General features: G+C 52.0%; 20 protein-coding genes and 5 pseudogenes. 11 read left to right on the top strand and 14 right to left on the bottom strand.

Features of this window, described 5'->3' with window-relative positions:
• Positions 1-194: 194 nt before the first annotated feature.
• From LU633_RS16820 to metG, 5 genes are all read right to left on the bottom strand, one after another.
• Positions 195-1,892, bottom strand: coding sequence for an NAD-dependent malic enzyme (locus LU633_RS16820; RefSeq protein ID WP_016189894.1), 1,698 nt, complete (start codon positions 1,890-1,892; stop codon positions 195-197).
• 119 nt (positions 1,893-2,011) lie between these two features.
• Positions 2,012-2,896, bottom strand: coding sequence for a cytidine deaminase (gene cdd, locus LU633_RS16815; protein ID WP_016189893.1), 885 nt, complete (start codon positions 2,894-2,896; stop codon positions 2,012-2,014).
• Positions 2,897-3,023: 127 nt separating this feature from the next.
• Positions 3,024-3,716, bottom strand: a complete 693-nt coding sequence (locus LU633_RS16810; protein ID WP_016189892.1) for a CidB/LrgB family autolysis modulator — start codon at positions 3,714-3,716, stop codon at positions 3,024-3,026.
• Positions 3,709-4,104 (bottom strand): CidA/LrgA family protein, encoded by a 396-nt coding sequence (locus LU633_RS16805; protein ID WP_016189891.1) that lies wholly within the window; start codon positions 4,102-4,104, stop codon positions 3,709-3,711. The genes LU633_RS16810 and LU633_RS16805 overlap by 8 nt, the downstream gene beginning before the upstream one ends.
• Positions 4,105-4,253: 149 nt before the next feature.
• Positions 4,254-6,287: a methionine--tRNA ligase gene (gene metG, locus LU633_RS16800; protein WP_016189890.1), complete on the bottom strand. Its 2,034-nt coding sequence runs from the start codon at positions 6,285-6,287 to the stop codon at positions 4,254-4,256.
• Between the two features lie 168 nt (positions 6,288-6,455).
• Between metG and apbC the strand changes: the two genes are divergently transcribed.
• The 7 genes and pseudogenes from apbC (at position 6,456) to LU633_RS16765 (ending at position 10,845) form a co-directional block, all read left to right on the top strand.
• Positions 6,456-7,565 carry an iron-sulfur cluster carrier protein ApbC gene (gene apbC / locus LU633_RS16795; protein ID WP_016189889.1) on the top strand — a complete coding sequence of 370 codons (1,110 nt, stop codon included), beginning with the start codon at positions 6,456-6,458 and terminating at the stop codon, positions 7,563-7,565.
• Positions 7,566-7,583: 18 nt separating this feature from the next.
• Positions 7,584-7,790 (top strand): hypothetical protein, encoded by a 207-nt coding sequence (locus LU633_RS16790; RefSeq protein ID WP_152664180.1) that lies wholly within the window; start codon positions 7,584-7,586, stop codon positions 7,788-7,790.
• Positions 7,787-8,404, top strand: a pseudogene (locus LU633_RS16785) (hydroxyethylthiazole kinase). The gene LU633_RS16790 and the pseudogene LU633_RS16785 overlap by 4 nt, the downstream one beginning before the upstream one ends.
• 106 nt (positions 8,405-8,510) lie before the next feature.
• Complete coding sequence (gene thiD / locus LU633_RS16780) at positions 8,511-9,317, top strand: bifunctional hydroxymethylpyrimidine kinase/phosphomethylpyrimidine kinase (protein WP_016189886.1); 807 nt, start codon at positions 8,511-8,513, stop codon at positions 9,315-9,317.
• A 41-nt stretch (positions 9,318-9,358) separates the two neighbouring features.
• Complete coding sequence (locus tag LU633_RS16775) at positions 9,359-9,520, top strand: hypothetical protein (protein ID WP_232426805.1); 162 nt, start codon at positions 9,359-9,361, stop codon at positions 9,518-9,520.
• Positions 9,521-9,523: 3 nt separating this feature from the next.
• Positions 9,524-9,736, top strand: coding sequence for a hypothetical protein (locus LU633_RS16770; protein ID WP_040465294.1), 213 nt, complete (start codon positions 9,524-9,526; stop codon positions 9,734-9,736).
• A 470-nt stretch (positions 9,737-10,206) separates the two neighbouring features.
• Positions 10,207-10,845, top strand: coding sequence for an Ig-like domain-containing protein (locus LU633_RS16765; protein WP_016189885.1), 639 nt, complete (start codon positions 10,207-10,209; stop codon positions 10,843-10,845).
• On the opposite strand, the gene LU633_RS16760 is transcribed toward LU633_RS16765, so the two are convergent.
• Together LU633_RS16760 and LU633_RS26265 are read right to left on the bottom strand one after the other, a co-directional pair.
• Entirely contained in the window at positions 10,842-11,180 is a 339-nt protein-coding gene (locus LU633_RS16760; RefSeq protein WP_040465293.1) for a DUF1493 family protein, read from the bottom strand. The genes LU633_RS16765 and LU633_RS16760 overlap by 4 nt on opposite strands.
• Positions 11,174-11,347: pseudogene (locus tag LU633_RS26265) on the bottom strand (STM2901 family protein); the annotation flags it as partial. The pseudogene LU633_RS26265 and the gene LU633_RS16760, both read right to left, overlap by 7 nt.
• Before the next feature lie 63 nt (positions 11,348-11,410).
• Between LU633_RS26265 and LU633_RS16755 the strand changes: the two are divergent.
• The 4 genes and pseudogenes from LU633_RS16755 (at position 11,411) to LU633_RS16740 (ending at position 14,829) form a co-directional block, all read left to right on the top strand.
• Complete coding sequence (locus LU633_RS16755) at positions 11,411-12,115, top strand: IS6 family transposase (RefSeq protein WP_016189882.1); 705 nt, start codon at positions 11,411-11,413, stop codon at positions 12,113-12,115.
• Between the two features lie 22 nt (positions 12,116-12,137).
• Positions 12,138-12,386, top strand: a pseudogene (locus LU633_RS16750) (Hin recombinase); the annotation flags it as partial.
• Positions 12,387-12,392: 6 nt separating this feature from the next.
• Positions 12,393-12,926 (top strand): hypothetical protein, encoded by a 534-nt coding sequence (locus LU633_RS16745; RefSeq protein ID WP_016189880.1) that lies wholly within the window; start codon positions 12,393-12,395, stop codon positions 12,924-12,926.
• Positions 12,927-13,518: 592 nt separating this feature from the next.
• Positions 13,519-14,829 (top strand): T3SS effector OspC family protein, encoded by a 1,311-nt coding sequence (locus tag LU633_RS16740; RefSeq protein ID WP_016189879.1) that lies wholly within the window; start codon positions 13,519-13,521, stop codon positions 14,827-14,829.
• A gap of 50 nt (positions 14,830-14,879) precedes the next feature.
• Here the strand turns inward: LU633_RS16740 and LU633_RS16735 are convergent, their stop codons facing one another.
• The 7 genes and pseudogenes from LU633_RS16735 to mdtD all read right to left on the bottom strand — a co-directional run bounded on the left by LU633_RS16735 (position 14,880) and on the right by mdtD (position 22,609).
• Positions 14,880-15,470 (bottom strand): recombinase family protein, encoded by a 591-nt coding sequence (locus LU633_RS16735; RefSeq protein ID WP_046372259.1) that lies wholly within the window; start codon positions 15,468-15,470, stop codon positions 14,880-14,882.
• Between the two features lie 128 nt (positions 15,471-15,598).
• A pseudogene (locus LU633_RS16730) lies at positions 15,599-15,862 on the bottom strand (IS6 family transposase); the annotation flags it as partial.
• 677 nt (positions 15,863-16,539) lie between these two features.
• Positions 16,540-17,442: a lipid kinase YegS gene (gene yegS, locus LU633_RS16725; RefSeq protein WP_016189876.1), complete on the bottom strand. Its 903-nt coding sequence runs from the start codon at positions 17,440-17,442 to the stop codon at positions 16,540-16,542.
• A gap of 223 nt (positions 17,443-17,665) precedes the next feature.
• Entirely contained in the window at positions 17,666-19,021 is a 1,356-nt protein-coding gene (gene trhP / locus LU633_RS16720) for a prephenate-dependent tRNA uridine(34) hydroxylase TrhP (RefSeq protein WP_016189875.1), read from the bottom strand.
• 155 nt (positions 19,022-19,176) lie between these two features.
• Positions 19,177-19,878, bottom strand: coding sequence for an envelope stress response regulator BaeR (gene baeR, locus LU633_RS16715; protein WP_016189874.1), 702 nt, complete (start codon positions 19,876-19,878; stop codon positions 19,177-19,179).
• 37 nt (positions 19,879-19,915) lie between these two features.
• Entirely contained in the window at positions 19,916-21,301 is a 1,386-nt protein-coding gene (baeS, locus tag LU633_RS16710) for an envelope stress sensor histidine kinase BaeS (protein WP_016189873.1), read from the bottom strand.
• Positions 21,301-22,609, bottom strand: a pseudogene (gene mdtD, locus LU633_RS16705) (multidrug transporter subunit MdtD). The gene baeS and the pseudogene mdtD overlap by 1 nt, the downstream one beginning before the upstream one ends.
• Positions 22,610-22,631: the final 22 nt, after the last annotated feature.

The following is a 22,631-nucleotide window of genomic DNA, read 5'->3' as shown; positions in this document are numbered from 1 at the left end:
TGGCTCAAGGCTACTTTACCCAGCGAGGTGAAGCAAGCAGCATAACGGTACAGGGTAGGATTTTGTGCTTATGTTGCCCCAGACTGGCAGCACAGGCGAGAACTCGCCCGATGTTATAAGCCGCACTGGTGCTCACTAGTGATTATCGGACGTCGCGTCCGTTCGCCGGGCGAAGAGCCACCCGGCGAACGCCCTCAGATAGAGGTACGTCGATAGTGACGGTATTGCGGCAGCCAGAAGTTGGCGGAGATGGCGCGGGACAGGACATCCTCCGTGGTGGCAACGGCTACGCCGGCTTCCTGTGCCGCTTTGCCCACCGCCATGGCAATCACCTTTGACACGCCCTGAATATCTTTGACCTCGGGCAGCACCGGGCCTTTGCCATCGTTAACCAGCGGGGAACATTCCGCCAGTGCGCGGCTGGCTGCCATCAGCATCGAATCGGTTACGCGGGTTGCACCAGAAGCGATAACGCCCAGGCCAACACCGGGGAAAATATAGGAGTTATTACACTGGGCAATAGGGTATGTTTTTTCCTTCAGCGTCACTGGTGTGAACGGGCTGCCGGTGGCAACCAGCGCTTCGCCATTGGTCCATGTCAGAATATCCTGCGGCGTTGCTTCCACGCGCGAGGTGGGGTTGGACAACGGCATCACGATGGGCCGTGGGCAGTGCTTATGCATTTCCCGAATAATCTCTTCACTGAACAAGCCAGTCTGACCGGAGACACCAATCAGGATGTCCGGCCGGGCATTGCGGACCACGTCAAGCAGCGATAGCGAATCGGATGAAGAATCCCAGTCGCTCAGATTGTCGCTTTTCTGCACCAGCTTGCTTTGGAAACTGATCAAATTGGGCAATTTGTCGGTAAGCAGGCCAAAACGATCGACAATAAACACGCGGGCGCGCGCTTCATCGTCACTCAGGCCTTCCGATTTCATTTCAGCAACAATTTGCTCGGCGATGCCGCAGCCCGCGGAACCGGCCCCAAGGAATACCACCTTTTGCTCACTTAGTTTGCTGCCAGCCGCGCGGCTGGCGGCAATCAGCGTACCCAGCGTCACCGATGCGGTACCCTGAATATCGTCATTAAAGCAGCATACTTCATTCCGGTAACGTTCCAGCAGCGGCATGGCATTTTTCTGCGCAAAGTCTTCGAACTGCAGCAGTACATTCGGCCAACGACTTTTTACTGCCTGAATAAATTCATCAACAAACTGATCGTACTCTTCGCCGGTAATTCGCGGATGACGCCAGCCCATGTACAGCGGGTCGTTCAGCAACTGCTGATTGTTGGTGCCGACATCCAGCACGATAGGCAGGGTATAGGCCGGGCTGATGCCGCCGCAGGCGGTATAGAGCGACAGTTTGCCGATTGGAATGCCCATTCCGCCGATACCCTGATCGCCCAGCCCAAGAATTCGTTCGCCGTCGGTGACCACAATCACCTTAACGTTCTGCTTGGTGGCGTTTTGCAACATATCTTCAATATTTTCGCGATTCGGATAGGAGATAAATACGCCACGGGCGCGGCGATAAATTTCCGAGAAGTGCTCGCAGGCGGCCCCCACAGTTGGGGTATAGATAATCGGCATCATCTCTTCAAGATGATTGTCCAGCAGCCGGTAGAACAGCGTTTCGTTAGTATCCTGGATGTTGCGCAGGTAGACATGTTTATCGTTATCGTTTTTGAAGTCCTGGAACTGACGCCAGGCGCGTTGCGCCTGTTCTTCGATGGTTTCTACCGTTTCGGGCAGTAGTCCACGCAAATTGAATTCATTGCGTTCCTCAACGGAAAAGGCGCTGCCTTTATTTAATAGGGGAAATTCCAGTAAAATAGGGCCAGCATAAGGGATATAAAGTGGCCGTTTACTTTCGTGTTCGAGTTCCATGTCAGTAATACTCATTCGGAGGATAATGTTGTGGGGCAATCCTAGAATAATTCGCATGAAAGTACAGCTTTTGTTAGCAGCTATTCACAAGGGCTGTTGATTTTGTGCAATTGACAACATTAACGTAAAGGAATCAGGGTGATATCGCGGCACCCCAGCGCCTGAAGCGTTGCCTCAGTTGCGTGGCGCTGAATCAGCTTCGCATCAGCTTCTTCAGCCAGCATTGCACGCTGAATATCCTGCATGTCATAGCCGCTCATATTGAGCAGAATAAGCGCTGCCTGTAGTGGCGGAAGGCTGGGATTGAACGCGGCATTCTCGGCGTAGCTGCCGGAAAAAATGGTGCCATCAGCGGTTTGCAGGGCCACGCCGCTCAGTGCCTGAGAATAGGGTGCGTAACTGCGGTTAGCGGCGTCTAACGCGGCCCGGTGAAGGGGATTGCCCTTGATGACGAGACCGTGGTCTACTGGGTCGAGCAGCAGGGTGTGGATCGATAAATCGCGCGGGCCAAACGTGTCCGGCAGATAATCCACCAGCAGTGCAGGCGGGCGTCCGGGCAGATGAATCGACAGGGTGGTTGCGCTGTTCAGTTCATTCATAAACTGGCGACAGTGGCCGCACGGCGTATAGTTGATGGTCATTGCCACCAGCCTGGTTTCGCCGCGCATCCACGCATGGGTAACGGCGCTCTGCTCGGCATGCACGGTTTGCTGCATGGTTGCGCCGGGGAATTCCATATTAGCGCCAAACCATAAGTGGCCGCTTTCGCCCAGTGCGACAGCGCCAACGTTAAAGCCGGAAAGGGGCGTTACCGCGCAGGCGGCCGCCAGCGGCAGCAAAGCAAACGTCAGTTCACGGTGGTCAAGGCCGCTTTCGGACAAAATGGCGGAGACCTGGCCGGATGTAAAGTAGCCTGGAAAATCGTTGGCGTTGAGAAAAGGAAAAACGGCAGTCTGCAACAAAGGCGGCAGGCTGGCCAGGGCAGTCTGAAAACGGGATTGCATGGCAAATCTCTTTCACGATTACGGCCCGTTATCATGGCGGGCCGCGAGGTTTATTAATGTGATTTTTATCACGCTAATAATGCAGTTTATGAAACAAATATAAAAAATATGTGAATGGAATCAAAGTTCATTGCCAGAGATGTAACAACAGTGGAAACAGTAACGGTGCCAGTAAAGAGGTAATAATGCCGCAAATTACCAGTGCCAGCGAGCTGTAAGTCCCTTCCTGATAATCCAGCTCGGCACAGCGCGCTGTCCCCAACGCGTGGGAAGCATTGCCGATGGCCAGACCTCGCGCGGATTTCAGACGAATACGAAGTCTGTCCAACAGCATATGTCCAAATACCGCGCCCAGCACTCCGGCTATTAGTACGCAGATGGCGCTGATTGCCGGGACACCTCCTAGCGTGGACGATACCGCCATGGCAATCGGCGTTGTCACCGACTTTGGCATAACGGTGGCGGCGATCTGTGGCGTCGCCCCCATCCACAGCGCAATGGCGGTACCGGAGATCATCGCGGTCAGGCTGCCAATGAAGCAAATGCCAATAATCGATTTCCAGCGTGCGCGAATCTGATGCAGCTGCTCGTACAGCGGTACAGCTAGGGCTACCACTGCAGGCTGAAGTAGCTGATTCAGCACCTTACTGCCGTCGAAGTAGCGAGCGTAAGGCATATTGATGACCAGCAGTAACGGAATAATAGCCGCCATAGAAATCAGCAGGGGATTAAAAAATGAGAGGTTAACCCTGGCCGCCAGTTTACGTGCAGAAAAAAACGTTCCCAGCGTCAGCGGCAGGGACCACCAGATGTCACTCATCGCTCGCTCCCGGCTTGAGCGTCGCACGACCGTGCAGCTTGTGTGAAGCCAGACCGACGGTAATCAATACGATAAAGGTACTCAGCGCCACGGAAACCACAATCGGGCCAAACTGGGCGCGGAGAATATCGGTGTGTTCCATTACGCCAACGCTGATGGGAACAAACAGCAGCGCCATGTAGCGGATCAGCAGTCTGCTGCCTGGCTGTACCCAACGGACCGGCAGCAGCTGGCTGGCAAGCAGCGCAAACAAAAGCAGTATGCCGATAATGCTGCCGGGGATCATCACCGGTAACAGTGAGGCGATGCCGTTACCGGCCCACAGTGAGAGGTAAATAATCAGGAAAGCGCGAAGATAGCGCCCGCCTGCATAAAGCGTACTGCGCATGACAAGACCCTGTTTTTATTAGCATTAACCTTACGAGTAACGTGCTCTTTGTGTCACTAAGCGTATGTTCCTGAAGACACCCCACCTGCGTAAAAAAGGGCGGAATATCCGCCCTTGCTGTCTGGTGGTGCGATGGCGCTGCCGCAGGGTTATGTCACCTGCATGCCAGGCTGTGCGCCGCTGTCCGGGGAAAGCAGAAAAATATCGCTGCCTCCGGGGCCTGCTGCCATCACCATACCTTCAGAAATACCAAAACGCATTTTACGCGGTGCGAGGTTGGCGACCATCACTGTCAGACGGCCATTGAGCACAGCCGGATCTGGATAGGCTGCGCGAATACCGGAAAAAACATTGCGTGTTTCACCGCCCAGATCCAGGGTCAGGCGCAGCAGTTTGTCCGAACCATCGACAAATTCGGCGTTTTGTATCAGCGCAATGCGCATATCTACTTTGGCAAAATCATCAAACGTAATGGTTTCCTGCAGCGGCGCATTGGCCAGCGGCCGACTCAATGCCTGCTTATTTGCGGCAGCGTTGTCTTGTTTTGAGGCGTCCAGTAGCGCATTCACCTTGTCCATCTCAATACGCTGATAGAGTGCCTTAAAGGGCGCAACAGTATGACCTAGCAGCGGCTGCTCAATATCATCCCAGTTCAGAGACTGATTGAGGAAAGCTTCTGCACGTTCGCTCAGGCCCGGCAGCACCGGTTTTAGCCAGGTCATCAGCACGCGGAACAGATTGATGCCCATTGAGCAGATCGCCTGCAGGTCAGCCTCGCGGCCCTTCTGCTTTGCCACCGTCCATGGGGCCTGTTCGTCAACATAGCGATTGGCCGCATCGGCCAGCGCCATGATGTCACGGATGGCGCGGCTGAATTCACGACTTTCCCAGGCTTCAGCAATGCGGGCAGAGGCATCGGTAAAGGTTTTATACAGTGTCGGATCGGCCAGTTCAGCCGAAAGTTTGCCGTCGAAGCGTTTAGTGATAAAACCCGCATTACGCGACGCCAGGTTCACCACTTTATTGACGATATCGGCATTAACGCGCTGGACAAAATCTTCCAGATTGAGGTCGATATCATCAATGTGCGGTGAAAGCCTCGCGGCGTAATAATAACGCAGGCTGTCAGCATCAAGATGTTGCAGCCAGGTGCTGGCCTTAATAAAGGTGCCGCGGGATTTAGACATTTTCGCGCCGTTTACCGTGACATAGCCGTGAACAAACAGGTTGGTTGGCTTGCGAAAACGGCTGCCTTCCAGCATGGCCGGCCAGAACAGGCTGTGGAAATAAACGATATCTTTGCCAATAAAATGATACAGCCCGGCGTTTGAATCCTTGCGCCAGAATGCATCGAAATCGATGTCGCCGCGGCGGTCGCACAGGTTTTTGAACGAGCCCATATAGCCAACCGGCGCATCCAGCCAGACGTAAAAATATTTACCTGGTGCATCCGGGATTTCAAAACCGAAGTAGGGCGCATCGCGGGAAATATCCCACTGTTGCAGCCCGGCTGCAAACCACTCCTGCATTTTATTAGCAACCTGGGCCTGTAACGCCCCGGAACGGGTCCACGCCTGCAGCATGGTGCCGAATTCTGGCAGATCAAAAAAGAAATGTTCCGAATCGCGCATCACCGGCGTGGCACCGGAAACAGCAGACTTTGGATTGATAAGCTCCGCCGGGCTGTAGGTGGCGCTGCAAACCTCACAGTTGTCACCGTATTGATCGACCGCTTTGCATTTCGGGCAGGAGCCCTTCACAAAACGATCCGGCAGAAACATGTCTTTTTCCGGGTCGTAAAGCTGAGAAATAGTGCGGTTTTTGATAAAACCGTTCTCTTTCAGACAGGAATAAATCAGGGTGGACAGTTCACGGTTTTCATCACTGTGCGTCGAGTGATAGTTATCGTAACTGATATTGAAACCCGCGAAGTCGGTCTGATGCTCCTGACTCATTTCGGCAATCATCTGCTCAGGCGTGACGCCCTGCTGTTGTGCCTTCAGCATTATCGGCGTTCCGTGAGCGTCATCGGCACAGATGAAGTAAACCTCGTTGCCGCGCATTCGCTGGTAGCGCACCCAAATATCTGCCTGAATATGCTCGAGCATGTGGCCAAGATGAATAGGGCCGTTGGCGTACGGCAATGCGCATGTTACCAATAATTTTTTCGCGACTTGAGCCATAGTAAGAGCTGCTATACCTGTTAAAAAAGGGGGTTGATGGTAACCGAAAGGGGCTTCCTGCGTAAACCATCCCTCACCGCCTGAGGCATTTTTTGCATGTGCTGCACCTGTCCCCGCCATATCTGATATGCTCCGCTGAACAAAATTGCACAAACAGGAGCCGTGGCAATGTCATATCCTGAGGAAAAATACTCGCCGGAAGCGCTGTACGCGAAGGTGGCCGGTGTATTAAGCACCTTTGAGCATGCCACCCTTGATCAAAACCTCATCCAGCTGAACGCGTTGCGTCATTGTGTGTTGATGGACCAGACGCTGCATCTTGAACTGGTGATGCCCTTTGTCTGGCAAAGCGCTTTCGCAGCGCTAAAGGAAGCCAGCAGTGCAGAGCTGCTGCGTCTCACGGGTGCCACTGCTATCAGCTGGCGGCTGAATCATCATATAGCCACCCTGAAACGGGTAAAAAACCATGTGGGCGTCAACGGGGTTAAAAACATTATTGCGGTCAGTTCAGGCAAAGGCGGGGTCGGCAAGTCCAGCACCGCGGTGAATCTTGCACTGGCGCTGGCGGCGGAAGGGGCGAAGGTCGGCCTGCTGGATGCGGATATTTACGGCCCTTCAATTCCAGATATGCTGGGTACACGTGATGAACGTCCCACCTCGCCTGATGGCAGGCACATGGCACCAATCCTGGCACACGGGCTGGCGACGAACTCTATCGGCTATCTGGCCAACGATGACAATGCTATGGTCTGGCGTGGCCCAATGGCCAGCAAGGCGCTGATGCAATTGCTCAATGAGACCCTGTGGCCGGAACTGGATTATCTGGTGCTGGATATGCCGCCAGGCACCGGGGATATTCAGCTTACGCTGGCGCAAAATATACCGGTAACGGGTGCCATTGTGGTGACTACGCCACAGGATGTGGCGCTTGCCGATGCGCGTAAGGGAATTGTGATGTTTGACAAAGTCAGCGTACCAGTACTTGGCGTGGTGGAAAATATGAGCATGCACATATGCAGCCAGTGTGGTCATCGGGAAGCCATTTTTGGCACCGGAGGGGCCGAAAAATTAGTGGAGCATTATCACAGCCGCCTGTTGGCTCAGATACCGCTGCACATCACCCTGCGTGAAGATCTGGATGATGGACAGCCAACGGTAATTCGCCGTCCTGAAGGGGCGTTTACCGCGATATACCGCGAACTGGCCGGTCTGGTCGCCGCACAGCTTTACTGGCTTGGCGAGGTGATACCGGAAGGAATTGCATTCCGTACCATGTGATCCCGGTAAACACTTTTTGTGAGAACACGCACATTACCTGCGGCAATGCAGCAACAGATACGGCCCCTGGTCGCCTTCGCCGTTGTTGATTTGCTGCCAGCCGTGACGCTGATAAAACGTCAGCACGCGGCCATTGGCGCTCATGCACTTGAGCCTGCCGGTGGAGGTAAAGCCATTCTGTATCGCTTCCATTTCGTCAGTATGGCCCGCTGGTGCACTGCATGATCAACGATGTTGTGCAGGCACTGACCGCCAGTGTTTTACTGGCGTTGGGCGCTTCACCAGGGAGGGTTACTGAGCCACAGGAGGCGACGGAACTTGTCACGCTTGCCGATGCCGTGCTGATCAATGTTGGTACTCTGACCGCCGCGCGTGGTGAAGCCATGCTGGCGGCGGCAAATCGCGCCGGTAAACCCCGGACGCTCGATCCCGTGGTCGTGGGTGCCTTGACCTTTCGCAGTGATTTCTGCCAGCGCCTGCTGGTATACCGGCCAGCAGCCATTCGCTGCAATGTGTCGGAGATTAGTGCACTGGTCTGACAGGGCGGGGGTGACAGCCTGCACGCTGCTGAAGCGGCGCTGTGGTGGCGGTGGGTTACGTCATTGATGGCACGCAAGGTTTAAAAATACCGGGCGGCGCATCGCTGATGACGCGGGTGGTTGGCACTGGTTGCCTGGTTTGCCGCCCTGCCCGGTGGCAGGTTGACACACATTGCCAGCGCCTGTCGCATGATGAGCCTGGCGGTGGAGAGCGCCAGGGTCGCTGCCAGCGAGCCGGGCAGTTTTGGTCGGCAGTTTATTGACGAACTTTTCCAGCTGTCAGAGGCATGTGCGGTATGAACGCTGTTGATATGTGCACTATCGCTGATACGCGTTCCGGCCGTTTGGGCAGTTTTATCGTGTTGTTTTTCGACGAATGCTATCGTTTGTCTGAGGAGTGTGGGGGATGAAACGGATTAATGCGCTGACCATCGCAGGCACCGATCCCAGCGGCGGCGCGGGTATCCAGGCCGATTTGAAAACCTTCTCGGCGCTTGGCGCTTACGGTACCAGCGTGATCACTGCGCTCGTCGCACAAAACACCTGTGGCGTGCAGGCTTTCCACCGCGTAGAGCCGGATTTTGTTGCCGCACAGCTCGCCTCGGTGTTGAGCGATGTGCGTATCGACAGTGCAAAAATTGGCATGCTCAGTGACAGTGACAGCGATATCGTTGAGGTGGTGGCTGATCGGCTGCGGACTGCGGCGATCCCGTGGGTCGTGCTGGACACGGTGATGCTGGCAAAAAGCGGCGATGCGCTGCTTTCTCCACAGGCAATGACCACGCTGCGCCAGCGCCTGCTACCGCAGGTATCGCTGATCACTCCTAATCTGCCTGAAGCTGCGGCACTGCTGGCGTGTGATATTGCTCGTAGCGAAAGTGAGATGCGCCAACAGGGAAGAGCGTTGCGGACAATGGGTTGTCGTGCGGTGCTGATGAAGGGTGGACACCTGGATGAGGCAGAAAGCCCGGGCTGGCTTTTCACCGCAGAAGACGAGCAGCGCTTCTCTTCACCGAGGATAAACACGCAAAACACACACGGCACCGGCTGTACGCTTTCCGCGGCGCTGGCGGCACTGCGGCCACGTCATAGCGGCTGGCACGACACCGTAGTACAGGCTAAACGCTGGTTGCAGGGTGCGCTTGAGCAGGCTGATTCGCTGGAGGTGGGGAAGGGGCAGGGTCCGGTGCATCATTTTTATCGCTGGTGGTAATGGCATTGTGCAAATCATGCTGAAAAAAGAGCAGCGGTCGCGTGCGCTATGGCCTGATGTGCCGTGATGACGGCATGGTCCTTGATGACGGCACCACCGGCTGCCTTGGCGAGAATCACTTCCTGATGACCACCAGTACCGGCAATGCGTCCACCGTGTTGGAGTGGCTGGAGCTGTGGCCCCAGACCGAATGGCCGGGTTGACAGGTGTTTTTTACCTCGGTCACCGACCACTGGGCAACCATCATTCTGACCGGGCTGAAAGCGCGTGAGTTACTGGCCGGGTTCTGCGACATCGACCTGTCGCGTGACAGCTTCAAATTTATGGGCTGGCGAGGCGGCAAGGTCGCTGATGTCCCGGATGGTGCGTTGCGCACGGCGACCATAGCGAGCCGGAAAATGATGGTCAGGATTATCTGACTCTTCACTCAATAAGCCGTTGTAACTAAAACCGCTCCTGTTTATGGAAGGATCCCGCAGGTGATGGCCTGTCCTGCTCAGTGTCTGTGATGCACTTGTCTGCCCGTTGTATCTCGCTCAGTTGCTCACGCAGGCTGTCGATCAGCGCAGCAGGTAATCGTATCCGACAGACGCATAGGAATGCCCGATACAGACCGTAGCAGACTGGCATACCTCTTTGCCATCACTTCCCCGGACTCTGCCAGCAGGTCGTGTAGTGCGTTGGTTTGCATCAGCCCAGTTGAGAACGTACCCGGTGCGGTGCCAGGGATTCGATACGGCGAAGAATCCTAAATTACATGCAGTATTTCCTTCAGGTGCCGTGCCGGATTTGCGAGGGAAGTTTATCAGGGGCTGGGCGCACGGCTCTACAACCGATCCTGATTCTGGTCGTACGATTGGTAGCGATCAGGATCACGGCATTCCTGACCATGCGCATTGGGCTGGCATCGAGTCCTATTCCCGATTTGATATTTCGCATCACCGACAAGAAACAGTCCGGGAGGGGAAAAAATCAGGCAGTACGTAGCGCGAACCGGACAAATCTCTCAATCTCTCCTGCACCAGCAGTTAATATCGCGCCGGAAACCCGGCCAAAGAATCTGGCGCTGATGTACATTGTTACAACAGATCAGACTGACAATATCAAACCCGACCCTACGCCAACAAATATTGTAGTCACCCCTTCCTCACTCAATACTGGCGTTGGCAGTACGCAGCAGTTCACCGATCAGGTATTGCCTGCAGATCTGGCACCCAGCTTTCCGGTAACGTGGATTAGCACCAATACCGCAGCAGGAATTATTGACGGTAACGGGCTATTTAGGGCCGTTGGCCCAGGCAGCACGGACATTATCGCCAGCGTCAGTTCCGGGCTTAGTGTGCGTGTGACGGTTCGGGTAGATATTCTGCTAACCTCGATCTCGCTGGCTGTGATCCCCGATCAGATCGCGGGTAAAATTCAACTGCTGAATACCGGCACTATGCGTTCGGTGATCCCCGGGTGTTTTCAGCGTGGAAATCGTATTAATGATAATACCAGGGCGATGCCCCGGTCTGAGAGGGATTAATCATATAACCAGCGTCCAGCTCTGGCAGATTCAGCAAACATTCTCAGCGTGAATGGAGGGCGCTCAGAGATTATTTTTCTCATGATTTCGCGGCCTTTAGTTAATCGCTTCAGTAATGGTATTTTTATTATCGGACAGTAACGGTTCATATTGATTGCAGAAACATCAATACCAAATTTCTGACCAAAATCTTCAATCACATAAGGAAGTTCATCGGGAGCACAATAGTCCTGTAGATGCATGTCTAATTCCAGAGGGATTGGACGCCACTTCCAGTTAAGCGAAGTTGATAGCTCGTTACGAAAGAATTCAAGAACCTCTTCGTCCGTTACCATACCTTATCATTACCCCGAGCAATTTTATTGTAATCACGAACGGTTTTATATGAAATTTGTGATACATCAGAGGCTAAAATTACCCAGCCAACGACAGGAATAGTTCGGCCAACAAACGTACCTACTTTGGCTACCGTTCGGGGTTTCATTGTCCAGTGAGTGTAACCGGCACTGTTGCAAAAATAAGGAGGTGATAAACTCATCGTCACCTTTTGCTGACGGAGCAGTACATGAACCCATTCAAAGGCCGGCATTTTCAGCGTGACATTATCCTGTGGGCTGTACGCTTGCACTGCAAATACGGCATCAGCTATAGTGAACTGCAGGAGATGCTGGCCGAACGCGGTGTCAACGTTGATCACTCCACGATTTACCGCCGGGTTCAGCGTTATGCACCTGAAATAGAAAAACGACTGCGCTGGTACTGGCGTAATCCTTCCGATCTGAACCCATGGCACATTGATGAAATGTACGTGAAGGTGAATGGTCGGTGGGCTTATCTGTATCGTGCCGTCGACAACAGGGGGCGCACCGTCGATTTTTATCTCTCCCCACGTCGTAACAGTAAAGCTGCATACCGGTTCCTGGGGAAAATCCTCAACAACGTGAAGAAGTGGCAGATCCCGCGATTGATCAACACGGATAAGGCACCCACTTATGGCCGTGCGCTGGCGCTGCTCAAACGCGAAGGCAGATGCCCGCCTGACGTTGAACACCGACAGATGAAGTACCGGAATAACGTCATTGAATGCGATCACGGCAAACTGAAAAGGATAATCGGTGCCACGCCAGGATTTAAATCCATGAAAACGGCTTACGCCACAATAAAAGGTATTGAAGTGATGCGGGCACTACGCAAAGGCCAGGCCTCGCCATTTTATTATGGTGATCCGCTGGGCGAGATGCGCCTGGTGAGCAGAGCCTTTGAAATGTAGGGCCTTTCAGTAAAAACAACAGGACCTCATAGCGAACTTTGCAACAGTGCCGTTTGAAGGAGACCTTATTCGTTTGCGAACTCGCGAAGGTATGGCTATTACCCGTGCAAAAGGAAAGCTACGGGGAAAACAGCCAAAACTTTCTGATAAGCAGCAAAAAGAATTATGTCGGATGCATGATACAGGACAGTATTCAATCAGCGATCTCGCCGAGTTATTTTCAGTTTCACGACCAACGATCTACCGGACTATTGCACGTAACAACAGGTAACTTAAAATGATAAATATAAATTCATATACTCAAGGCGCTGGAGTTTCTTCGCTTAGTACTGCCTCTGAAACCTTTGAAAAAAAGCAATCAAGTGAAAAAGGAATTACAAAAGAAATAGTTTCTGTCAATAACTCTCTCGCAGAGCTAACCATATCCAGTAATAATCCATGTCTGACCACCTACAATATCAATGAAAAAAAACCAAAAGAGTCAGAAACAGCTCACCACCTTGCCGGAGAAATCATTAAAAATGTAAGGAATTCACATAATCCTGTGACTGGCGGCAACGTTCCTTTGAATAGCCAGAACACCAAATCAGAGCAGAAATCCAACATAATCAGAAGACTTCAACATAAACAAGAATCATTCGAAGATGCTGTCGAAAGATTTCCCACGTGTGATGTAAAGATACAGGAATTGCTTAAATCCATCAGGTCAGACAAAGAGTTATGGAAAGAAGTTAATGACAAACTAGAAATAAGAGTTATTAAAGCGAAAGATGAAGAAATCGTTTTTCATCCTGAAAATGAAAAAAAATAAAGATGGTCTGGTAAATATCATGTTTATCTCACAGTTAATAATGAAGATAAAAGGCTTGTTATAGACCCCTACATTGGCGGTGAGAAATCATGCGCTCATATTGATGAGCAGGATTTCATAAAATCATACTGGAAGGGTAAAGAAGGGAAGGAATATATATTGGAAACAATCGCGCCGGTTAATGAGAACTATGGCGATAATGATAATTACACTCCCGAGTTCTCAATATCTGATTACATAGATAATTTATTCGATCCTGATACTTTTGAATCACACAAATTCTATTACGGATAGACTTGTTTGATGGTATATGCAGAAACCGCGAATGCAATGATTGAAGAGCTGACGTTGTCGTAAGCCACATCGGAAGTCGCAAAATTTTGGCGGCTTCCCGCTTACAACACCTTATGCCATTAAATTATATCCTATATATAGCTAATCAGCACCATGATTATTTCAATGCTGATAAATCTCTGAAAGATGGTTATAAATTTTTTCATCACAGGTTTAATGGGGGAATTATCACATCGATAAAATTAAAGATTTCAAGACAGTTAAAATAGAATTGAAACATTACAACCAGGACAATAAAATGCATATTCTTAACACAGGAACATCCAGTGACATATCTCTTCAGTCTAATGTGCATGTAAAAACAACCTACCAAAACAATGAGCGAGGAAATATATCAAATAATATACATGAGGTAAAAAATTCACTTGCGTGCTTTGGCACAAAAAAACATACAGACAGTGCAAATATAATAAAGAACATACTCCGAGAGAGGATAGCATCTAAATGCTATTTAACTATGTTCTCAGAAGGATTTCATTTCAAAAAGGACAAATATAAACTTTCTCCGAATACAGGAAAGGAAGCCTTAGCATATTTAGATCGGATTTCAAGGGAAAATATTCATGAAATTATAAAACAGACTCAGCCTTTGTCTAAGAAGGAAAGGTTCCTGTTAGCTAAAATAATTGATACGGATGTTGTATTGAGGCATCAAACTAACTCTAACCTCTCAAATAAAGGCACACTTAATATATTTTCAAACAAAAAACTGCAATCATTAGACACTCCCCCAACGACGCGCGCTTTAGATGAAGAAATTACTGATTTATCGAATCATGATTTTGTATTTTTTGGCGTTGAATTCTCAGATAAAAACACCATCCACCCTATCAACACAAAATATAAAGGATGGGATTTTGGGTCTAATGCCTATATAGTTAAGGATGAGTTCAAACATGCTTATGTTACATTAGATCATCACTATGGTGGATATATTACCTCCGATTTTGAACATGAGCAAAAAGAATTCACATCACAATTTGAAATAGCAGAAAAAGAAATCTCAAGCATTTACACAAGCAACAAGAAAAATAATGATATTGCTATGTATTCTACGAAAAGCATGAAGCTCGCCATTGGATTAAATCTGATTAAATTTATACAAAACACTTCAGATATGAAACTAAAAGAGTTCGCTCTGAGTGGACAGCTAAGTACTCTGGATATTGACAGATTAATCAATTTCATATTTCAGCCAGAGTGTCATTTGCCAAGAATGATAAGTACAAAAAAATTTCAGGAGATTCGTTTGGCAGATATTTCATTGAAAGATGCAATAATGGCTGCGAACTTAACAAGAATTGACGAACTAGTAAAGGATAAAAAGGATGCATATAATGCTATAAAATTAGTTTTATTTCTACACAAAGAAAGGGAAAGCATGACTACTTTAATAGCTAAAAAAATCATTAGCTATATTCTGGATAAATGTTCTTTTACGAAAGAACTAAGAGAATCACTAGAGAGTGATGTGATTAAAATAATGAAAGGAAATGTTAAAAACAATGTATTATCGAAAGTGAATTTTTTCCATTTTCAGAGTGATTGAGGTTAAAAATAGGATAACGGAAATTTCGGCGGTTCCGGCGCAGAACCCCATTACACACCTTTACCCTCAGTGAACCGGGATGCATTATTGTCCGGCGAACCATTAAGCAGAGCCTGCCCCGGGGCTTTAAGAGAGCCGTCTCCGTTGATATAAGCATAAAGCGTGGTGGTGGTCATCCCCAGTTGCCTTGCCACATCTGCCGCAACAGCATTCTGATACGCCATCGTCAGTGTCGCACGATCCATTTTGCGGGGACGACCACCTAACCGCCCGCGCGCTCGTGCAGCCGCTAACCCGGCCTGAGTGCGTTCAGCAATCAGTTCGCGTTCGAATTCACCGAATGCGGCGAAAATACCAAAAGCGAGGCGACCATTGGCCGTTGTGGTGTCAATTTCAGCTCCGGCTCCCGCCAGCACCTTCAGATGGATACCCCGCACCCGTAAATCTTCAACGGTATTAACAAGGTGGCGCAAATCGCGTTCCAGCCGATCCAGTTTCCAGAGAACCAGGGTATTACCCGGCTGAAGTGCTTTAAGACAGGCCTTTAGTCCCGGTCGGGCATCACTCCTACCAGAGGCGATATCTTCGTATATCCGCTCAGGCTCAATTCCGGAAGAAAGTAACGCATCCCGCTGTGGCATGATGGTCTGTACGCCATCAGATTTGGACACACGGGCATAACCGTTCTGTAGCACAGGGGCACTGTTGCAAAGTTCGCTATGAGGTCCTGTTGTTTTTACTGAAAGGCCCTACATTTCAAAGGCTCTGCCCATCGGCCATTCACCTTCACGTACGTTTCGTCAATGTGCCATGGGTTCATATCGGAAGGATTACGCCAGTACCAGCGCAGTCGTTTTTCTATTTCAGGTGCATAACGCTGAACCCGGCGGTAAATCGTGGAGTGATCAACGTTGACACCGCGTTCGGCCAGCATCTCCTGCAGTTCACTATAGCTGATGCCGTATTTACAGTACCAGCGTACAGCCCACAGGATAATGTCACGCTGAAAATGCCGGCCTTTGAATGGGTTCATGTACTGCTCTGTCAGCAAAAGGTGACGATGAGTTTATCACCTCCTTATTTTTGCAACAGTGCCGTTGTATTTAGGATCTGAGCCGCAAGTCGCTTGTGGCAAGGGGAGCAGGTATTGAGGGAAAAAGAGTGCTGCATCATGGCGGGTGTTGAAGCATGAGGCTGTTTTGGTTCGAGAGAAAAAATAATGATGTCCGGTCATCTTTTTTTTGTTGGCTGATTGCTTTGATGCTGAGTTATTCGTTCTGCAAAACTCAACTGAAATCACTGTGAACAAAGGTGTGTTAAGCACAAATTCACTTGATATTATAAAATGCAGTAATGTGTTCTTATCATTGTAAATCAGTTTATTAAGTATTTAATGGCATATGATGGATATGCATAACGTTCTTCGCAATGTCGACGCCAACTGGCATAGGTTTCATAGCCCACTCCCTTCTGATTAATCGGGAAAATAGAATGTTATTCAGATTATGCACTCTGCTTAAAAAAAGATCGTACGTCGGTGAACCATCATCTGTGTCGGCGGTTGCTAAACAGGGTGTGCGGCTTAATAAGCACGGGCAAAAGCGGGATAACTCCTTATTGGTTATCCCGCTTGTTTTTTATCCTTAAGGGAAGTATGTTTCCACTGTCGGTGTGGGAGTAACAGCAGCCTGGTTGTTTTACCTTTCTGCCCTATGCCAGCAGTTCACAGGAAGGCGGCAGGCGGCAGGAAATGGCGCCCGGCATCACCTCAATAAGAAATGAGCGGCCTGTCAGCGGTTCACCATCCAGATTAAAGGTCATTTCATGCGGCGCGGTGATTTCCAGCCAGGGCAAAGAGGCACGGATAATGTTGGGATTATCGCCATCACCGCCAAAAATGGAATTCAGCAGCGTGGGCAGCACTTCCTGAGAGGTGACGATGCTCAGTTCCAGCTTGCCGTCATTGATTAATGCGCCGGGACATAGACGCTGACCGCCGCCCGCCAGACGACCGTTACCCACCGCCACCACCAGCGCATCGCCATGCCAGCTGAAATCCGGTCCGCACAGTTCACAGTTGTCGGCTTTCAGCGTGTCCATGCGCATCAGACCATGAATAAAGTAGGAGACGCCGCCCAGCGCAGATTTTAGTTTTTCCGGTGTTTCGGTGGTGATGCGTGCGCCAAAGCCACCGGACGCCATGTTGATAAAATAGCGTTGCTGATTAACCACCGCCAGATCAACCGGAGTAGCTTTACCGACTATCGCCAGCCGCAGGGCATTTTCCATCTCCTGCGGGATACCTGCGCTGGTGGCAAAATCATTGGCCGTACCCAGCGGAATGATCCCCAGCGCCGGACGCTCGCTGTCGGATAACGCGATCAGCGCGGTGGCAACCTCATTAATCGTGCCATCGCCGCCCCCGGCAATCACGGTGGCGGCCCGCAGCGACACGGCCTCCTGGACGTAACGTGCGGCGTCACCGTGTTCCCAGGTGACGCGCACTTCCAACGACACACCTTCCTGACGCAGGGTCTTAATGGCGTTGCGCAGGACTTCGTTACCTGCTCCTTTACCGTTGAGGACGACCAGCGTAAGCGAATGTTTTTTCATGTATTTTTCCTGTCAGAACGGGCTTAAAACTGCTTCAGTTATAGCATATTCAGCGGGAAACGGCGTGAAGAGAAAAAAACCTGTTCAAAATGGCACTGCTTTAGCCAACGTCGTGCAGGGCTATTTCAGCGTGATGGTAACGAAAGTGGGTAACTGCGGCACGAGTTCAGACCGCGCTGCGTTTTTTGATGGCGGGCGCGGCTCAGAGCGGCGCGGATGCGGGTTAGTCAGGCCTGTCGGGCATTGCAGCCGGGAAATTGCGTATCAGCAGCGCGAACGCCAGATCGATCTCTTCCGGTAGCGGGACCCAGACAAGGTGGCCGTTGCCGGGGGCAACGCTTACTGGCAGCGCCCTGGCGTTTTCCATATGTTGCAGCGGAAAGGTGATGTTTCCCGCCGGCGTCATTAATTCCAGGCTGTCGCCGACGCTGAATCTATTTTTAACCGTAACCTGTGCCAGCGTACCGCGGCGTTCGCCAGTTAATTCGCCGACAAACTGCTGGCGATCGGATGCGGAAAAACTTTGCTGATAGTTCTGGTAGCTGTCGTGGGTGTGACGACGAAGGAACCCCTCGGTGTAGCCCCGGTGTGCCAGCCCTTCCAGCGTCTCCAGCAGGGCGTTATCAAAAGGTTTTCCGAGGGCAGCATCATCAATCGCACGACGGTAAACCTGTGCGGTGCGGGCGCAATAGTAGTGGGACTTGGTGCGGCCTTCGATTTTCAGCGAATGTATGCCCATGGCGCTCAGGCGGCCCACATGCGCGACCGCCCGCAGATCTTTCGAATTCATGATGTAGGTACCGTGCTCATCCTCAAAGGCGGTCATATACTCGCCCGGACGCATGGTTTCTTCAATCAGAAACATGCTATCGGTAGGCTGGCCTTGACCGAGAGTCGGCTCAACGGTCTTCACCGGAATAGACTGATGCTGATGGACAATTTGCCCCAGCTCATCCTGCTTGCCTTCCAGCACTTTATATTCCCAGCGGCAGGCGTTAGTGCAGGTGCCCTGGTTTGGATCGCGTTTGTTGATATAGCCAGAAAGCAGGCAGCGGCCGGAATAAGCCATACAGAGCGCACCGTGAACGAAAATCTCCAGTTCCATATCAGGCACCTGCTGGCGAATCTCCTCGATTTCCTCCAGCGACAGCTCTCGGGAAAGGATCGCGCGGGTCAGGCCCATTTTCTGCCAGAATTTAACCGTCGCCCAGTTCACCGCGTTAGCCTGCACCGACAGGTGAATATCTGTCTGTGGAAAAGTGTCGCGCACCATCATAATCAACCCCGGATCGGACATGATCAGCGCATCCGGGCCCATGGCTACCACCGGTTGCAAATCGCGGATAAAGGTTTTCAGCTTGGCGTTGTGTGGCGCAATATTCACCACCACGTAGAATTTCTTGCCCAGCGCGTGGGCTTCATTAATGCCTGTGGCCAGGTTTTCGTGGTTGAATTCGTTATTGCGTGCCCGCAGGCTGTAGCGCGGCTGGCCGGCGTAAACCGCATCTGCGCCATAAGCAAATGCATAGCGCATATTTTTCAGCGTCCCGGCCGGGGAGAGCAGTTCCGGTTTGAACATAAGGATTTTCCGTTGAGATCTGATGTCAGGTCAGATATTGCCGTGCAGGGTGGTGCGGTGACGGCCTCGCTAAGTGCGAGCGCTCTGTGATAACCGCCGCGACCCTGCAAAATATGCGGGGATTGTGCATGCTGATGTCAACAATGTAAATTGCGCTAGATCAAGCGGTAGACATCTGCCTCCCAGCGATAGCCCATGCCGTAAACGGCGCGGATAAAAGGCTGGTTGGCATCCTGTGCTTCCAGCTTACGCCGCAGGTTCTTTATGTGGCTGTCGATGGTGCGATCGGTGACCACGCGGTAATCATCATAAAGATGATTGAGCAGCATTTCCCGCGAAAACACTTTGCCGGGTTCCTGAGCGAGGGTCTTCAGCAGACGGAACTCGGCGGGGGTCAGATCCAACGGGGTGTTGTTCCAGCGAGCCTGGAAGCGGTCCTCATCCACCACCAGCAGCGAAGTTTTCTTCGCTTCTTCAGGCGTATGTCGGCAGCGCTTAAGGATGGTTTTGACTCGGGCCACCACCTCTCGCGTGCTGAAGGGTTTACACACGTAGTCATCCGCGCCGATCTCCAGCCCCAGCAGTCGGTCAATTTCTTCGGTTTTAGCGGTAACCATAATCACGGGCAGCTCGGAAAAACGGCGAATTTCCCGGCATACCGATAAGCCGTCCATGCCCGGCAGCATCAAGTCCAGTAACAGCAAATCCGGCGGGGTTTTCTTCACCCAAGTCAGTACCTCATCACCGCGCAGCAGATGATGGGTGCGGTAACCGGCCGCCTGCAAATAATCAACCAGCAGCTGGCCGAGTTTTGGCTCGTCTTCAACGATAAGGATCAGTGGGGATGGTGAATTCATAATACTCCTGGCGCAGCGTGAGGGTAAACGACCCTCTTTAATGTTGTAGTCCAGGTAAGTGTACTGTAATTCTCATTCCTCCGGCAGGGGCGCTTTCGGCGCTGATGCTACCGTCATGCGCTTCCACGATATTCTGGCAGATTGACAGTCCCAGACCGGAGCCACCACTGGCACGATTGCGCGAACCTTCGGCGCGGTAAAAGCGTTCAAAAATCTGCCCGCGCTGCTCGTCGGTAATGCCTGGCGGGCTATCATCGAAACGGATAACCAGCTGATTTCCCTCGTTAGCAAGGGATATCGTCAGGCCACCGCCCGCATCGGTATAGCGCAGACTGTTTTCTGTCAGATTGGTAAACAGCTGCATCATACGCGTCGCGTCGCCAAACAGCACTGCCCGTTCAGGCAGATCTAGTGTGAGACTCAGATTGTGCTGTTTGTAGCGATGTCTGAAGTTACCCGCCACCATCTCCAGCAGAGGTACTAGGTTAATATCGCTTTTGCGGTAGGCCAGCGCGCCCTTATCGGACAGTGAAAGCTGATGGACGTCCTCGACCAGTTTGGTCAGGGTGCTGACTTCCCCCTGCAAAGAGGCAATGGATTCCGGCGTCAGTTTGCGCACGCCGTCCTGAAGTGCTTCCAACTCACCGCGCAGGATCGCCAGCGGCGTGCGCAGTTCATGGGAGATATCGGCCATAAAGGCCCGTCGCATACTTTCGTTTTTCTCCAGCGTGCTGGCCAGACGGTTAAAATCCTGTGCCAGCCGGCCCAGTTCGTCGCTGCAGTTTGCCGTTACCCGGCTGGTAAAATCCCCCGCCGCCAGCTGGTGGGTGCCTTCCACCAGACGCCTGACCGGTGCCAGAAAACCGCGCGACATCAGCCAGGTCACCAGCGCGGCTAACAGCATGGTCAGGCCAACGATAATCCAGCTGGTGCGTTTTTGTTGCTGGTCAAAGTTGATATCGGCGCTGCGGGTCAGGCGTTCCGGCGGCGAGCCAATCACCCAGCCAACAATATGCCCGTCGCGGGTGCTGATGTTACGGCGATGGCCTTCGGGCGGTAGCGGGTTGCGGGGACCAATCATCACATGGTACTGCTGGTCAATCACCCAGAACTGGGTACGCCAGCCGTGAGGCGGCAGCAGCGTGCTGGCGTCCGGGTTTTGCTCAATGGAATGCAGGATTTGAAAGGCCAGCTGGTTATTGCTACGCAAAAAATCCCAGTTGCCGTGCTGCTCATACTGGTCGGCCAGCGCGCCAGCGAGCAGGTTCAGCCGCTGCTCATTGCCTTTTTTGATGTAGTCGATAAAACCATGCTCGAAGCTAAGGCGCACTCCCCAGTGCATGGTGGCCAGCACCAGCATGCAGGTTGAAAAAATAGCGATAAACAGTTTGGCGGTAATGCCGATGCGCAAGCGGGCAAACATCATGATTTCCTCTGGCGGTTTAACGCCACATTTTTAGCGACATCCGGGGGAACACGTCGGAACACCAGCACAGGAAGGATAGTGACCACAGCCATGCAGAGCCAGCTTTAAATAAACGCCTCGCGTACGCCGGGTGTGCCTGCCAGCGCCTGCTGGCCGAATGTTGCCAGCAGCAGTCCTGTCACGGTGACGCCGATGCTGGTTGAAAGCTGCATAATCATCGACAGCAGACTGTTACCGCTGCTGGCCAGATCGTCAGGTAGCGATCGCAGCGTCAGTGTGTTCATGGTCGAAAAGCGAACGGCGTTAATCATCCCCAGTATAAACAGCACCAGCGGCAGCAACCAGCTCCAGCCCATCAATGCCACCAGCGGAAACAGTAACACCACAAGGCCAAGGGCGATGGTGGTAAATATCAGTACACGGCGATAGCCAAAGCGGTTAACAATCGGCACCACAATACGCTTTATACCCATATTGCCCAGCACCATGGGAATCATCATCAGTCCGGCATGAAACGGACTGAATCCCATGCCAATTTGCAGGAACAACGGGGCTATAAACGGCAGCATGGCGCTGCCAATCCGCCCGGTGAAATTGTCTGCGAGGCCGATAGCGTAGAGCGGGTGCCTGAATAGCGTCAGGCTGAACAACGCCTGCCCGTTGCCGCGGGCATGCAGCAGATAAGCAGACAGCGCGGCGATGCCGCCGGAAGCCAGGGCAGCAGCGGGGAAAAATTCAGCCCTTTCATACCATCCAGCGCCATCATCAGCGCGGACATGCCTGCGGCCAGCAGGATAAAACCGGTAAAGTCAAAGTGGCGTGGCGGCAGTTTCAGATTGGGCAACAGCAGCAGCGTGGCCACTGCCAGGCCAACCGGCAGGATAATCAGGAAGATCCAGTGCCAGCTGGCGTACTGCACCAGCACGCCGCCCAGCAGCGGCCCTACCTGTCCCGGCAGCGTGACAAAGGTCATAGCTGCCATGTATTGCTCGCGGGGGACCGTCTTCATGACCGTCAGTCGGCCTACCGGCACCATCATTGTGCCGCCGAAACCCTGTATCACCCGCGCGGCAATAAGCTGATTGAGCGTGGTTGCCTGGACGCAAAACAGCGATCCCACGCTGAACAGTACGATTGCGCTGAAAAAAACAGTTCGCACGCCAAAGTGATCCGCCAGCCAGCCGCTGACCGGCAGCATTATGTCCACGGTCAGCACATAGGCCACCACCACCGTATGCATATGCAGCAGGCTTTCGCCATTGAGGGCAGGGCAGTATTTACAATGGTGGTGTCCAGCGACTGCATAAAGAAGCCAAAGGCGACAATC

The sequence above is a fragment of the Erwinia tracheiphila genome (genome assembly GCF_021365465.1).
Classification (GTDB): Bacteria; Pseudomonadota; Gammaproteobacteria; order Enterobacterales; family Enterobacteriaceae; genus Erwinia; species Erwinia tracheiphila.
The sequence above is the reverse complement of the archived record's forward strand: the minus strand, read 5'-3'. Positions and strand labels throughout refer to the sequence as shown.

What these genes read in the sequence shown, in the direction of transcription:
- LU633_RS16820 (WP_016189894.1), bottom strand. Translation starts at nt 1,892, where the DNA reads ATGGAACTCGAACACGAAAGTAAACGGCCACTTTATATCCCTTATGCT.
- cdd (WP_016189893.1), bottom strand. Translation starts at nt 2,896, where the DNA reads ATGCAATCCCGTTTTCAGACTGCCCTGGCCAGCCTGCCGCCTTTGTTG.
- LU633_RS16810 (WP_016189892.1), bottom strand. Translation starts at nt 3,716, where the DNA reads ATGAGTGACATCTGGTGGTCCCTGCCGCTGACGCTGGGAACGTTTTTT.
- LU633_RS16805 (WP_016189891.1), bottom strand. Translation starts at nt 4,104, where the DNA reads ATGCGCAGTACGCTTTATGCAGGCGGGCGCTATCTTCGCGCTTTCCTG.
- metG (WP_016189890.1), bottom strand. Translation starts at nt 6,287, where the DNA reads ATGGCTCAAGTCGCGAAAAAATTATTGGTAACATGCGCATTGCCGTAC.
- apbC (WP_016189889.1), top strand. Translation starts at nt 6,456, where the DNA reads ATGTCATATCCTGAGGAAAAATACTCGCCGGAAGCGCTGTACGCGAAG.
- thiD (WP_016189886.1), top strand. Translation starts at nt 8,511, where the DNA reads ATGAAACGGATTAATGCGCTGACCATCGCAGGCACCGATCCCAGCGGC.
- LU633_RS16765 (WP_016189885.1), top strand. Translation starts at nt 10,207, where the DNA reads ATGCGCATTGGGCTGGCATCGAGTCCTATTCCCGATTTGATATTTCGC.
- LU633_RS16760 (WP_040465293.1), bottom strand. Translation starts at nt 11,180, where the DNA reads ATGGTAACGGACGAAGAGGTTCTTGAATTCTTTCGTAACGAGCTATCA.
- LU633_RS16755 (WP_016189882.1), top strand. Translation starts at nt 11,411, where the DNA reads ATGAACCCATTCAAAGGCCGGCATTTTCAGCGTGACATTATCCTGTGG.
- LU633_RS16745 (WP_016189880.1), top strand. Translation starts at nt 12,393, where the DNA reads ATGATAAATATAAATTCATATACTCAAGGCGCTGGAGTTTCTTCGCTT.
- LU633_RS16740 (WP_016189879.1), top strand. Translation starts at nt 13,519, where the DNA reads ATGCATATTCTTAACACAGGAACATCCAGTGACATATCTCTTCAGTCT.
- LU633_RS16735 (WP_046372259.1), bottom strand. Translation starts at nt 15,470, where the DNA reads ATGCCACAGCGGGATGCGTTACTTTCTTCCGGAATTGAGCCTGAGCGG.
- yegS (WP_016189876.1), bottom strand. Translation starts at nt 17,442, where the DNA reads ATGAAAAAACATTCGCTTACGCTGGTCGTCCTCAACGGTAAAGGAGCA.
- trhP (WP_016189875.1), bottom strand. Translation starts at nt 19,021, where the DNA reads ATGTTCAAACCGGAACTGCTCTCCCCGGCCGGGACGCTGAAAAATATG.
- baeR (WP_016189874.1), bottom strand. Translation starts at nt 19,878, where the DNA reads ATGAATTCACCATCCCCACTGATCCTTATCGTTGAAGACGAGCCAAAA.
- baeS (WP_016189873.1), bottom strand. Translation starts at nt 21,301, where the DNA reads ATGTTTGCCCGCTTGCGCATCGGCATTACCGCCAAACTGTTTATCGCT.